At 67.0% G+C, this 13,093-nt stretch carries 4 protein-coding genes, 1 tRNA gene and 2 rRNA genes (1 of these 7 cut by a window edge); 6 read left to right on the top strand and 1 reads right to left on the bottom strand.

Features of this window, described 5'->3' with window-relative positions; translation table 11 throughout:
* The 4 genes from OG625_RS10410 to OG625_RS10395 all read left to right on the top strand — a co-directional run.
* A 23S ribosomal RNA gene (locus OG625_RS10410) occupies positions 1-2,510 on the top strand; it begins 613 nt to the left of the window's first position.
* A 76-nt stretch (positions 2,511-2,586) separates the two neighbouring features.
* Positions 2,587-2,703, top strand: a 5S ribosomal RNA gene (gene rrf / locus OG625_RS10405).
* 5 nt (positions 2,704-2,708) lie between these two features.
* Positions 2,709-2,784: transfer RNA gene (locus OG625_RS10400), tRNA-Thr, on the top strand.
* Positions 2,785-2,873: 89 nt separating this feature from the next.
* The gene (locus OG625_RS10395; protein WP_329378603.1) at positions 2,874-3,512 is read left to right on the top strand and encodes a hypothetical protein; all 639 of its coding nucleotides are present in this window, start codon (positions 2,874-2,876) and stop codon (positions 3,510-3,512) included.
* Positions 3,513-3,895: 383 nt separating this feature from the next.
* Here the strand turns inward: OG625_RS10395 and OG625_RS10390 are convergent, their stop codons facing one another.
* Positions 3,896-6,475, bottom strand: a complete 2,580-nt coding sequence (locus tag OG625_RS10390) for a SpoIIE family protein phosphatase (protein WP_329378602.1) — start codon at positions 6,473-6,475, stop codon at positions 3,896-3,898.
* Positions 6,476-6,643: 168 nt separating this feature from the next.
* Here OG625_RS10390 and OG625_RS10385 point away from each other — a divergent pair, with 168 nt between their 5' ends.
* On the top strand, positions 6,644-12,166 hold the full coding sequence (locus OG625_RS10385; protein ID WP_329378599.1) for a HAMP domain-containing protein: 5,523 nt from the start codon (positions 6,644-6,646) through the stop codon (positions 12,164-12,166).
* A gap of 234 nt (positions 12,167-12,400) precedes the next feature.
* Complete coding sequence (locus OG625_RS10380) at positions 12,401-13,075, top strand: response regulator (protein WP_329378597.1); 675 nt, start codon at positions 12,401-12,403, stop codon at positions 13,073-13,075.
* Positions 13,076-13,093: the final 18 nt, after the last annotated feature.

The following is a 13,093-nucleotide window of genomic DNA, read 5'->3' as shown; positions in this document are numbered from 1 at the left end:
AAGCCGTGGGAGCGTCGCCGTTGTTCTTCGGAACAACGGTCGTGACTGCGTGCCTTTTGAAGAATGAGCCTGCGAGTTAGCGGTGTGTAGCGAGGTTAACCCGTGTGGGGAAGCCGTAGCGAAAGCGAGTCCGAATAGGGCGATTGAGTTGCACGCTCTAGACCCGAAGCGGAGTGATCTAGCCATGGGCAGGTTGAAGCGGAGGTAAGACTTCGTGGAGGACCGAACCCACCAGGGTTGAAAACCTGGGGGATGACCTGTGGTTAGGGGTGAAAGGCCAATCAAACTCCGTGATAGCTGGTTCTCCCCGAAATGCATTTAGGTGCAGCGTCACGTGTTTCTTGCCGGAGGTAGAGCACTGGATAGGCGATGGGCCCTACCGGGTTACTGACCTTAGCCAAACTCCGAATGCCGGTAAGTGAGAGCGTGGCAGTGAGACTGTGGGGGATAAGCTCCATGGTCGAGAGGGAAACAGCCCAGAGCATCGACTAAGGCCCCTAAGCGTACGCTAAGTGGGAAAGGATGTGGAGTCGCAGAGACAACCAGGAGGTTGGCTTAGAAGCAGCCACCCTTGAAAGAGTGCGTAATAGCTCACTGGTCAAGTGATTCCGCGCCGACAATGTAGCGGGGCTCAAGCGTACCGCCGAAGTCGTGTCATTGCAGCAATAGGGCCAACGCCCGCTGTGATGGGTAGGGGAGCGTCGTGTGCCGGGTGAAGCAGCAGCGGAAGCTAGTTGTGGACGGTTCACGAGTGAGAATGCAGGCATGAGTAGCGATACACACGTGAGAAACGTGTGCGCCGATTGACTAAGGGTTCCTGGGTCAAGCTGATCTGCCCAGGGTAAGTCGGGACCTAAGGCGAGGCCGACAGGCGTAGTCGATGGACAACCGGTTGATATTCCGGTACCCGCTTTGAAACGCCCAATATCGAATCCTCTAATGCTAAGGCCGTGAAGCCGTTCCGGACCCTTCGGGGAAAGGAAAGTGGTGGAGCCGCCGATCCAAGGTGGTAGTAGGTAAGCGATGGGGTGACGCAGGAAGGTAGTCCAGCCCGGGCGGTGGTAGTCCCGGGGTAAGGGTGTAGGCCGAGGGGTAGGCAAATCCGTCCCTCATTAAGGCTGAGACCTGATGCCGAGCCGATTGTGGTGAAGTGGATGATCCTATGCTGTCGAGAAAAGCCTCTAGCGAGTTTCATGGCGGCCCGTACCCTAAACCGACTCAGGTGGTCAGGTAGAGAATACCGAGGCGTTCGGGTGAACTATGGTTAAGGAACTCGGCAAAATGCCCCCGTAACTTCGGGAGAAGGGGGGCCATCACTGGTGATCGGATTTACTCCGTGAGCTGGGGGTGGCCGCAGAGACCAGCGAGAAGCGACTGTTTACTAAAAACACAGGTCCGTGCGAAGCCGTAAGGCGATGTATACGGACTGACGCCTGCCCGGTGCTGGAACGTTAAGGGGACCGGTTAGTGACCTTTCGGGGTTGCGAAGCTGAGAACTTAAGCGCCAGTAAACGGCGGTGGTAACTATAACCATCCTAAGGTAGCGAAATTCCTTGTCGGGTAAGTTCCGACCTGCACGAATGGCGTAACGACTTCTCGACTGTCTCAACCATAGGCCCGGTGAAATTGCACTACGAGTAAAGATGCTCGTTTCGCGCAGCAGGACGGAAAGACCCCGGGACCTTTACTATAGTTTGATATTGGTGTTCGGTTCGGCTTGTGTAGGATAGGTGGGAGACTTTGAAGCAGCCACGCCAGTGGTTGTGGAGTCGCCGTTGAAATACCACTCTGGTCGTGCTGGATGTCTAACCTCGGTCCGTGATCCGGATCAGGGACAGTGTCTGATGGGTAGTTTAACTGGGGCGGTTGCCTCCCAAAGAGTAACGGAGGCGCCCAAAGGTTCCCTCAGCCTGGTTGGCAATCAGGTGTTGAGTGTAAGTGCACAAGGGAGCTTGACTGTGAGACCGACGGGTCGAGCAGGGACGAAAGTCGGGACTAGTGATCCGGCGGTGGCTTGTGGAAGCGCCGTCGCTCAACGGATAAAAGGTACCCCGGGGATAACAGGCTGATCTTCCCCAAGAGTCCATATCGACGGGATGGTTTGGCACCTCGATGTCGGCTCGTCGCATCCTGGGGCTGGAGTCGGTCCCAAGGGTTGGGCTGTTCGCCCATTAAAGCGGTACGCGAGCTGGGTTTAGAACGTCGTGAGACAGTTCGGTCCCTATCCGCTGTGCGCGTAGGAATATTGAGAAGGGCTGTCCCTAGTACGAGAGGACCGGGACGGACGAACCTCTGGTGTGCCAGTTGTCCTGCCAAGGGCATGGCTGGTTGGCTACGTTCGGGAGGGATAACCGCTGAAAGCATCTAAGCGGGAAGCCTGCTTCAAGATGAGTATTCCCACCTCCTTGAGAGGGTAAGGCTCCCAGTAGACGACTGGGTTGATAGGCCAGATGTGGAAGCCCGGTAACGGGTGAAGCTGACTGGTACTAATAGGCCGAGGGCTTGTCCTCAGTTGCTCGCGTCCACTGTGTTAGTTCTGAAATAACGAACAGCTGTGTCAATGCCAGCGTTCAAATTTCATAGTGTTTCGGTGGTCATAGCGTTAGGGAAACGCCCGGTTACATTCCGAACCCGGAAGCTAAGCCTTTCAGCGCCGATGGTACTGCAGGGGGGACCCTGTGGGAGAGTAGGACGCCGCCGAACAACCCGCCCTTTTAGCTCAGTCGGTAGAGCGTCTCCATGGTAAGGAGAAGGTCAACGGTTCGATTCCGTTAAAGGGCTCCAATGAAAAGGCCCCCGCCTTGAGGCGGGGGCCTTTTTGCGTTTTCGGGCTTTGTGTATCCTCCAAATGATCTTTGGGGAGGAACATCGTCATGACAGAAGAGGTAGCGGCCGCCCAGGCCGAGTTCGAGAAGGCATGGGACGACGCGCGGTACACCTGCGTCGAGCTGCCGCCGGTGGATGTCAATCGCATCCTGCAGGAGCGGTACGTCACCGAGGAGCCGCTGGTTCTGACCCGGGCCATGCTCTGGGATATGGAAGTACGGAAGGCCGGCAATCCCGGTGCTTTCATTCCGTACGTGGTCCAGGAAGGCACTGCCTCGGCCTGGGTGCCCGGGCAGGCCGGTGGAGAGCTGGGGGACGAGTTCGTACGGCAGTCGCGGCAGCGGCTGTGGCTGGAGCCCGAGCGGTACGGGCTCGTGCTCGAAGAGGTGTGGCTCGACCACGAACGGCAGGTCGTCACTTTCCTCGGCCGGGCTCGGTTCTCCGACGAGGAGGGCAATGCGTTGACTGCGGACACCAGTCAGCCGCTGTTCCACGTCCAGCACGGGGTCGCGGGCACGGACGACCGGCCGACCAACACGTGGCGGATCGTCCTGCTGACGGACGAGCCGGACGAGCGGGTGGTGAAGGTCTTCGACGGGATGGCGGAGAGCCCGTGGCTGCCCGGTTTCGTCGAGAACTACGTCCGCGACGTGCTCGGCATCGGGTTGAGCCGTCGGGACGTCTGACGGACGACTGACAGAGGCCCCCGCGAACTGGCGGGGGCCTCTTGTCAAGCCCCGACTTTCCGGGCCGTGACCGGGGTCAGGCAGTGGGGCGCAATGGGATGACGAAGCCCGTTGCTCCTCGATCTGCGGAAGGCCCCTCTCATGAACATGACCATGAGCATCGCAAGGATCCGACGCCTCGTCCTCGTGATCGTGAGGGCCCCTGAGGCCGGTGGCTTTCCCGTGCATTCGTCATCGGTGTCCGTCGGCTCGGCCGTCAGACGGCAGAGCGCGGGGCCCGACGTCGGCAGTGGCAGGATCCCCTGGGTCACGGAGATGGCGGCCCCGTCCTTCATGATCCTGTCGGCGCGGCCGCCTAGGCGGTAAGGGGGTCGGCGGCCCGTTCAGTCGCCATTGCGCTGGTGGGGGACGCGGAAGGCCAGGATGGCCATGTCGTCCGAGGCCGGCTCGGCCGCGAAGCGTTCCACCGCGCGCAGGACTCGGGAGGCGACCGCGCCCGCGGTGAGGCCGGTGCAGGTGGTGAGGACCTCGGCGAGGCCGTCGTCACCGAGCATGCGGGTGCCCTCGCGGCGTTCCGTCACCCCGTCCGTGACGCAGAGCAGGACGTCGCCGGGGTCGAGCGTGAGCGTCTGCTCGTAGAGGTCGAGGTCTTCGATGACGCCGAGGAGGGGCTGGGGGTCGGCGGCCGCGAGCACCTCGCCGTTCGGGCGCAGGCGCAGTGGGAGTGGGTGGCCCGCGCAGACGACCTTCATCAGGGCGCCGCCGTCGGGCTGGGGGTGCAGTTCGCCGTAGAGGAGCGTGAGGAAGCGGCTGCGGGCGCCCTCGTCGAGGATCGCCGCGTTGAGGCGCTGGAGGACGGCCGGGCCGCCGAGGCCTTCGCGGGCGAGGAGACGCAGGGCGTGCCGGGCGAGGCCGGTGACGGCGGCCGCCTCGGGGCCCGTACCGCAGACGTCGCCGATGGCGAAGCCGTACGCGCCGTCGCGGATCGGGAAGACGTCGTAGAAGTCGCCGCCCACTTCGTTGCCCTCGCCGGCCGCACGGTAGATGACCTCGACCTCCATGCCGGGGATGGCGGGGGAGCCGGGCGGCAGCAGGCTGCGCTGGAGGGAGCGGCTGATCGCGGTGCGCTCCGAGTACAGGCGGGCGTTGTCGAGGGCGAGGGCCGCACGGCGGGAGAGGTCCTCGGCGAGTTCGAGGATCTCCTGGCGGAAGTGCTCCTCGGACGGCTTGCCGAGGGTGAGGAGCCCGATGACGCGGTTGCGGGCGAGGAGGGGCAGGACCACGGTCTCGCCGCCGACCGCCAGGGCGGTCTCCGGCCAGGGGCGGGCACCGGCCTCGCGGACCGGTTCCGGCGGGCTGACCTGGGAGAGGAGGACCTTGAGGCCGTCGATGCGTTCCTCGTCCTCGTGGAGTACGTACGAGAGGTACGGGTCGGAGGACTGGTCGGCGATGGTGTAGACGGCGCACCAGGTGGCGAGGGTCGGGACGGTCATCTGGGCCATCAGGGCCAGGGTCTGGTCCCGATCGAGGGTGCCGGCCAGCAGGTCGGAGGCCTCGACGAGGAAGGAGAGGGAGCCGCGGCGCAGGCGTTCCAGCTCGCCGAGGCGGGCCGATTCGACGGCGAGGGCGATGCGGTCGGCGGCGAACTGGAGGCGCAGGGCCTCTTCGTTCGTGTAGCGGCCCGGGGTTTCGGCGGCGACGCCGAGGGAGCCGGTGAGGCGGCCTTCGACCTTGAGGGGGACGGTGACGGCCGAGCGCATGCCGGTGGATTCCAGGAGCGGCACGGCTCCGGGGACCACGGCGAGGTCGTCGTGGACGGCGGGCATACGGGCGGAGCCGTAGCGGTTGGTGCCGGCCTCGACGGGGACGCGGGCGAAGCGCTGGCGGGTGGAGGGCAGGCCCGTGGTGGCGCGGACTTCGAGTTCCGTTTCGTCGTCCGTGGCGAGGAGGAGGAAGGCGGCGTCGGCGTCGAGGAGGTCGCGGGCCCGTTCGACGGTGCGCTGGAGCAGGCCGTCGAGGTCGTCGGGGGCGGGGGAGCCGATGAAGACCTCGAAGGGGTCCACGGTGCGGGGCTCGGTGTGCTGGCCGCTGTCGATCGGCACGCGCACGGGGGTCTGGAGCAGCGCGCGCTCGTCGTCGTGGACGAGGAGGCACACGATGGACGGCTCGCCGTGGGCATCGCGGACCCGCAGGTGGGAGGCGTAGACGGGGATGACGCGGCCGTCGGCGCCGCGGACTCCGTAACTGCCCTCCCAGCGGGACAGGCGCAGGGCCTCGGCGACCCCGGTTCCCGTGCCGGGGGTCTGTGGCCAGGCGGCGAGCTCGGCGAGCGGGCGGCCGATGACCTTCTCGGCGGTGTAGCCGAAGATGTGCTCGGCGTCTTCGTTCCAGGCGCTGATGGAGTCGGCTGAGTCGATCTGGAGGACGGCGACGCGGACCCGGCTGTCGGCGAGGGGGAGCAGTCGGTCGGGGACGACGGGGCCCGCGGAGCGGGTACCGACCGGACGGTCCGGGAGGTCGAGGCGGAACCACACGTGTTTGTGGGTGGTGGTGTACTCGACGCCCCAGCGGGTGGCGAGGGCGGCGCAGAGCATCAGGCCGCGGCCGTTCTCGCGGTCGGGGTCGGCGTACGGGCGCTCGGGGTGCTGGAGCGGGAGCTCGCGTTCCGGGTAGCGGTCGGCGACCTCGACGCGTACGCCGTCTCCGGCGCGCAGGCACAGGACCTCGGCGCGGGTTCCGGCGTGGACCACGGCATTGGTGACGAGCTCGCTGGTGAGCACCACCGCGTCGTCGACGATGTCCGCGAAGCCCCAGCCCTGCAGCGTGTCGCGGACGAACGCGCGGGCGGCGGCGACGGATCGCCCGAGGGGATCGAAACTGGCAGCCGCCCGTGCCGTGATCACGAGTCTCCTTCGACGCGGTTGGACATCGGGTGCCAGGTTACTTACCTTCGCGGTCGGCATGGTGCCGTCGTCCGGGAATCCACCCGGAGGGTACGGCGGGTGTGCGATGGTGCCGAAGTGTTATGGCCGGGTTCGGCCAGGGTGAAACACTGGGCAGGCTTGCGGAACCGGCTCGTGAGGAGTCAGGTGTCCGGTGGAACAGCGGTCGACCCTTTCGGGAGGGACACGGTGGAGTCTGGCGCAGCGGTGCGGCGTACAGGGACGCGGCCGAAGGGCGGGCGTCCGCGGCGCAGCGGCACGACCGAGGTCGATACCGCCGCTCTGAACCGGCTGCTCACGGCCCTGGTGTCGATGCGGGACGGCAATTTCCGCAAGCGGCTGACGGTGTCCGGCGAGGGCGTGATGGCGGAGATCGCCGCCGTCTACAACGAGGTCGCCGACCGGAACCTGCACCTGACGGGGGAGCTGTCGCGGGTCCGCAGGATGGTGGGCCGCGAGGGCAAGCTGAGCGAACGGCTGGAAACCGGTGCCTGCGAGGGCTCCTGGGCGGCCGCGATCGACGCCTCGAACCAGCTGGTGGACGATCTGGCGCGACCGGTGTCCGAGGTGGGCCGGGTGCTGTCGGCGGTGGCCGAGGGTGACCTGGACCAGCGGATGGACCTGCGGACCCAGACACCCGAGGGGGTGGGGCATCCGCTGCGCGGGGAGTTCCTGAAGGTCGGGCGTACGGTCAACAACCTGGTCGACCAGCTGTCCGCGTTCACCGACGAGGTGACGCGCGTGGCGCTGGAGGTGGGCACCGAGGGCAAGCTCGGCGGCCAGGCCCAGGTACGCGGAATGTCCGGTTCCTGGAAGGATCTGACCGACTCCGTCAACACGATGGCGTACCGGCTCACCGCTCAGGTGCGTGATATCGCTCTCGTCACGACGGCGGTCGCCAAGGGCGATCTGTCGCGCAAGGTCACGGTGCACGTGGCCGGCGAGATGCTCCAGCTGAAGAACACCGTCAACACGATGGTGGACCAGCTGTCCTCCTTCTCCTCCGAGGTGACCCGCGTCGCCCGCGAGGTGGGTACCGAGGGCGAGCTGGGCGGCCAGGCGAAGGTGCCCGGGGTCGCGGGTGTGTGGAAGGACCTGACGGACTCCGTCAACACCATGGCCGGCAACCTGACGGCCCAGGTGCGCGGGATCGCGCAGGTCACGACGGCTGTCGCGAACGGCGACCTGTCGCAGAAGGTACGGGTCAGCGCGCGCGGTGAGGTGGCGCAGCTGGCCGAAACGATCAACCAGATGACCGAGACGCTGCGGACCTTCGCCGACGAGGTCACGCGCGTGGCCAGCGAGGTCGGGGCCAAGGGAACGCTGGGCGGTCAGGCGCAGGTGCCGGGGGCCGCGGGGACGTGGAAGGACCTCACCGACTCGGTGAACACGGTCTTCCGCAACCTCACCACGCAGGTGCGGGACATCGCGACGGTGACGACGGCGGTGGCCAACGGCGACCTGTCGCAGAAGGTCACGGTCGACGTGGCCGGCGAGATGCTGGAGCTGAAGAACACCGTCAACACGATGGTGGACCAGCTCCAGTCGTTCGGTGCCGAAGTGACGCGGGTGGCCCGTGAGGTCGGTGTCGAGGGCGAGCTCGGTGGTCAGGCGCAGGTGCCGGGTGCGGCGGGGACGTGGAAGGACCTCACCGACTCGGTGAACACCGCCTTCCGCAACCTCACCGGGCAGGTCCGCAACATCGCGCAGGTGACGACGGCGGTGGCCAACGGCGACCTGTCGCAGAAGGTCACGGTCGACGTCTCCGGCGAGATGCTCCAGCTGAAGAACACCGTGAACACGATGGTGGACCAGCTGTCCTCCTTCGCCGACCAGGTCACGCGGATGGCGCGCGACGTGGGCACGGAGGGTCGGCTCGGCGGCCAGGCGCGGGTGGAGGGGGTGTCCGGCACCTGGAAGGAGCTCACCGACTCCGTCAACTTCATGGCCGGCAACCTGACCTCCCAGGTGCGACAGATCGCCCAGGTGACCACGGCGGTGGCGCGCGGTGACCTGTCGCAGAAGATCGACGTGGATGCCCGGGGAGAGATCCTGGAGCTGAAGAACACCATCAACACGATGGTCGACCAGCTCTCGGCCTTCGCCGAGCAGGTGACCCGGGTGGCCCGGGACGTGGGTACGGAGGGCCGACTCGGCGGTCAGGCGCAGGTGCCCGGCGTGGCCGGTGTGTGGCGCGACCTGACCGACTCGGTGAACGGCATGGCCGGGAACCTGACCTCGCAGGTGCGCAACATCGCGCAGGTCGCCACGGCGGTGGCGCGCGGTGACCTGTCGCAGAAGATCGACGTGGACGCGCGCGGCGAGATCCTGGAGCTGAAGAACACCCTCAACACGATGGTCGACCAGCTCTCGAACTTCGCGGAGCAGGTGACGCGGGTGGCCCGCGAGGTGGGCACCGAGGGCATCCTCGGCGGTCAGGCGGAGGTGAAGGGTGTCTCCGGTACCTGGAAGGACCTCACCCAGTCCGTCAACTTCATGGCGAACAACCTGACCTCGCAGGTGCGCAACATCGCCGAGGTGACGACGGCCGTCGCCATGGGCGACCTGTCGAAGAAGATCACCGTCGATGCCAAGGGCGAGATCCTGGAGCTGGTGACCACCGTCAACACGATGGTCGACCAGCTGTCATCCTTCGCCGAGCAGGTGACCCGGGTGGCCCGCGAGGTGGGTTCCGAGGGCATTCTGGGCGGCCAGGCGCGGGTGCGCGGGGTGACCGGCATCTGGAAGGACCTGACCGACAACGTCAACCTGATGGCCAACAACCTGACCTCCCAGGTGCGCAACATCTCCCAGGTCTCGGCGGCGGTGGCCAACGGCGATCTGACGAAGAAGGTCACGGTCGAGGCGCGCGGCGAGGTCGCGCAGCTCGCCGACACGGTCAACACGATGGTGAAGACCCTGTCGTCGTTCGCGGACGAGGTCACGCGCGTGGCCCGCGAGGTGGGCACGGAGGGCCGGCTCGGCGGGCAGGCGCACGTACCGGGCGTCTCGGGGACCTGGAAGGACCTCACCGATTCGGTGAACTTCATGGCCTCCAACCTCACCGGCCAGGTCCGCCAGATCGCCATGGTCACGACCGCCATCGCCAAGGGCGACATGACCAAGAAGATCGACATCGACGCCCGCGGCGAGATCCTGGAGCTCAAGACCACCATCAACACGATGGTCGACCAGCTGTCCTCCTTCGCCGACCAGGTGACGCGGGTCGCCCGTGAGGTGGGTACCGAGGGCATCCTGGGCGGCCAGGCACGCGTCCGGGACGTCGACGGCACCTGGCGGGACCTGACGGAGTCGGTGAACGAGATGGCCGGGAACCTCACCCGGCAGGTGCGCGCCATCGCGGCCGTGGCCACGGCGGTGACCCGCGGCGACCTGAGCCTGAAGGTCGACGTGGACGCGGCGGGCGAGATCCAGGTCCTCCAGGACAACATCAACACGATGATCGTCAACCTGCGCGACACCACCCTGGCCAACAAGGAGCAGGACTGGCTCAAGGGCAACCTCGCCCGGATCTCCGCCCTGATGCAGGGCCGCCGGGAGCTCGACGACGTGGCCTCGCTGATCATGAGCGAGCTCACCCCGGTGGTCTCCGCGCAGCACGGCGCCTTCTTCCTGGCGCTGCCCGCCGGCGGGACCACCGAGATCGGCACGGAGGGGGGCGCGGAGGGCTCGTACGAGCTGCGGATGCGCGGGAGTTACGCGTACGCCGGAGGCCAGATGCCCACCTCCTTCCGGCCGGGGGAGGGGCTGATCGGGACGGTCGCCGAGGAGAAGCGGACGATCCTCGTCGAGAACACCCCGCCCGGCTACCTGAAGATCTCCTCGGGGCTCGGCGAAGCGCCGCCGGCGCACGTGATCGTGCTGCCGGTGCTCTTCGAGGGGAAGCTGCTCGGCGTCATCGAGCTGGCGTCGTTCACGCCGTTCACGCAGATCCAGAAGGACTTCCTCAGCCAGATCGCCGAGATGATCGGTACGAGCGTCAACACCATCAGCGTCAACTCCAAGACGGAGATGCTGCTGAAGCAGTCGCAGGAGATGACCGAGCAGCTGCGCGAGCGCTCCGACGAGCTGGAGAACCGGCAGAAGGCCCTCCAGGCCGCCAACGCGGAGCTGGAGGAGAAGGCCGAACTGCTCGCCCGGCAGAACCGGGACATCGAGGTGAAGAACACCGAGATCGAGGAGGCCCGGCAGGTCCTGGAGGAGCGCGCCGAGCAGCTCGCGGTCTCGATGCGCTACAAGTCCGAGTTCCTGGCGAACATGTCGCACGAGCTGCGGACCCCGCTCAACTCGCTGCTGATCCTGGCCAAGCTGCTCGCCGACAACGCGGACGAGAACCTGTCGCCGAAGCAGGTGGAGTTCGCCGAGACCATCCACGGGGCGGGTTCCGACCTGCTCCAGCTGATCAACGACATCCTCGACCTGTCGAAGGTCGAGGCCGGGAAGATGGACGTCTCGCCGACCCGGATCGCGCTCGTGCAGCTGGTGGACTACGTGGAGGCGACCTTCCGGCCGCTGACGGCGGAGAAGGGGCTGGACTTCTCGGTCCGGGTCTCCCCGGAGCTGCCGGCGACCCTGCACACGGACGAGCAGCGGCTGTTGCAGGTGCTGCGCAACCTGCTGTCGAACGCGGTGAAGTTCACCGACACCGGGGCGGTGGAGCTGGTGATCCGGCCGGCCGGCGCCGACGTGCCGACGGCGATCCGCGAGCAGCTCCTGGAGGCCGGTTCGCTGCGCGAGGCGGACGCGGACCTGATCGCCTTCTCGGTGACCGACACCGGGATCGGGATCGCGGCGAGCAAGATGCTGGTGATCTTCGAGGCGTTCAAGCAGGCCGACGGGACCACGAGCCGCAAGTACGGGGGCACGGGCCTCGGGCTGTCCATCAGCCGGGAGATCGCGCGGCTGCTGGGCGGGGAGATCCACGCCGCCAGCGAGCCCGGCCGGGGGTCCACGTTCACCCTGTACCTGCCGCTGCACCCGAGCGAGCTGCCTCCGCAGGGGTACGCGCCGCCCACGCCCGGCGGCGCCCGCGGTGAGCTGTACCGCAGGGCGGTCGACGGGGCGGCGCGGCCCGCGCTGCCGCAGGCCCCGGCCGCGTCGGTGACCGTACCGACGGTGCAGGCCCAGCAGGCCCCGCAGGCACGGCCGGGGCTGCCGGCCGCCGAGCCGGCCGGTCACGGCTCCTCGGCGCTGTTCAGGCGGCGCCGCAAGAACCTGGGCGATTCGCTGCCGCGGGTGGAGGTCCCGGGCCAGCCGGACTCCGACGCGTGGGATCTGGAGGAGGCCCTGCCGGTCTCGCCGCGGACGTACGACTTCCGGGGCGAGCGGGTGCTCATCGTGGACGACGACGTCCGCAACGTCTTCGCGCTGACGAGCGTGCTGGAGCAGCACGGGCTGGCGGTGCTCTACGCGGAGAACGGCCGGGAGGGCATCGAGGTCCTGGAGCAGCACGACGACGTGGCGGTGGTGCTGATGGACATCATGATGCCGGAGATGGACGGGTACGCGACGACGGCCGCGATCCGGCAGATGCCGCAGTTCGAGGGGCTGCCCATCATCGCGCTCACCGCCAAGGCGATGAAGGGCGACCGGGAGAAGGCCATCGAGTCCGGTGCGTCCGACTACGTCACCAAGCCGGTCGAGCCCGACTACCTGCTGTCGGTCATGGAAGGGCACATGCGCGGAAAGTGATCCACGGGCGGGCGTGATCGGGTGGCGCAGAGGGAACCTTCTGCCCTCCCGCCACGTTTCCGTATCGTGCACAGTGACATCTTGGTGACAGGGTGTGGCGATCTCGGGACTGGGGCTACGATGACCGGCACAAGGACGGACGGCGCAAGGATGCCGTCCTCTGGGGCGGGGCCCGGCGCACAGGCCGGAGCCTGGAGCCGGGGAGGCCCCATGCCGGGGCGAGGAGGACAGGGCATGGTGCAGAAGGCCAAGATCCTCCTGGTCGATGACCGGCCGGAGAATCTGCTGGCGTTGGAGGCCATCCTCTCCGCGCTCGATCAGACATTGGTCCGGGCGTCGTCGGGTGAGGAAGCGCTCAAGGCGCTGTTGACGGACGATTTCGCGGTCATCCTGCTGGATGTGCAGATGCCGGGAATGGACGGTTTCGAGACGGCCGCGCACATCAAGCGGCGGGAGCGGACCCGGGACATCCCGATCATCTTCCTCACCGCGATCAACCACGGTCCGCACCACACGTTCCGCGGCTACGCGGCCGGTGCGGTCGACTACATCTCCAAGCCCTTCGACCCGTGGGTGCTGCGGGCCAAGGTCTCGGTCTTCGTGGAGCTGTACACCAAGAACTGCAAGCTGCGGGAGCAGGCGGCGCTGCTGCGGCTCCAGTTGGAGGGCGGCGGTTCCAACGGCGACGGCAGCAAGGAGACGGCCGGACTGCTGGCCGAGCTCTCCGCGCGGCTCGCGGCGGTGGAGGAGCAGGCCGAGGCGCTGACCAAGCAGCTCGGCGAGGACTCGGCCGATGCGGGCGTGGTGGCGACCGCGGCGCACCTGGAGCGCAAACTCACCGGGCTGCGCCGGGCGCTGGACGCGCTGGAGCCCGGAACCGGGGGAGCGGTGCTGCCCGCGCAGGGCTGAGGCTGATGCGGCGTCAGG

The organism is Streptomyces sp. NBC_01351 (genome assembly GCF_036237315.1).
In the GTDB taxonomy this organism is placed as follows: domain Bacteria; phylum Actinomycetota; class Actinomycetes; order Streptomycetales; family Streptomycetaceae; genus Streptomyces.
Note: the sequence above shows the minus strand (reverse complement) of the source record. Positions and strands in the feature narration are given on the sequence as shown.

Bases quoted from the DNA above. Each gene is read 5' to 3' on its own strand.
- OG625_RS10380 (WP_329378597.1), top strand. From the start codon at position 12,401: ATGGTGCAGAAGGCCAAGATCCTCCTGGTCGATGACCGGCCGGAGAAT.
- OG625_RS10390 (WP_329378602.1), bottom strand. From the start codon at position 6,475: ATGCCGACCGCGAAGGTAAGTAACCTGGCACCCGATGTCCAACCGCGT.
- OG625_RS10395 (WP_329378603.1), top strand. From the start codon at position 2,874: ATGACAGAAGAGGTAGCGGCCGCCCAGGCCGAGTTCGAGAAGGCATGG.